Source organism: Streptomyces hazeniae (assembly GCF_031845485.1).
Lineage (GTDB): Bacteria > Actinomycetota > Actinomycetes > Streptomycetales > Streptomycetaceae > Streptomyces > Streptomyces hazeniae.
This window is the reverse complement of the sequence record NZ_JAVREQ010000209.1, coordinates 1-431: the sequence shown is the minus strand read 5'-3', so window position 1 is coordinate 431 and position 431 is coordinate 1. Positions and strand designations below refer to the sequence as shown.

The 431-nt window shown below is 72.6% G+C and carries 1 pseudogene; it reads left to right on the top strand.

The features are described from left to right. Positions 1-431, top strand: a pseudogene (locus tag RM572_RS29360) (cell division initiation protein); the annotation flags it as partial.

Genomic DNA, 431 nt, shown 5'->3' with positions numbered 1-431 from the left:
AGACGACTACGTCGACAGCAAGCTCGCCAACTTCGAGGTCGTCCTCACCAAGACCATCGGCTCCGTCGACCGGGGCCGCGAGAAGCTGCTCGGCCGGGGCCAGGGCCTGGACGAGCAGGGCTATGAGGACCCCGACTTCACCGAGGCCCCCGAGCGCAGCGCCGACCCCGAGACGCTGAAGCAGCGGGCGGACGCGTACGTGGACGCCAAGTTCGGCGCCTTCGAGGCGGTGCTCGCCAAGACCCTGGAGGCGGTCGGCCGCGGCAGGCAGAAGCTGCACGGCCGGGTCGCCACCGACGATCTGGGCGCCCACATGGCCGCCCAGGACGCGGCGGGCGCCCAGGGCCACACCAGCGACGCCGACTATCTGGCCGGACTCGCCGAACTCGCCACCCCGGAGCCGCAGCAGGCGCCCCAGCAGCCCCTCTACC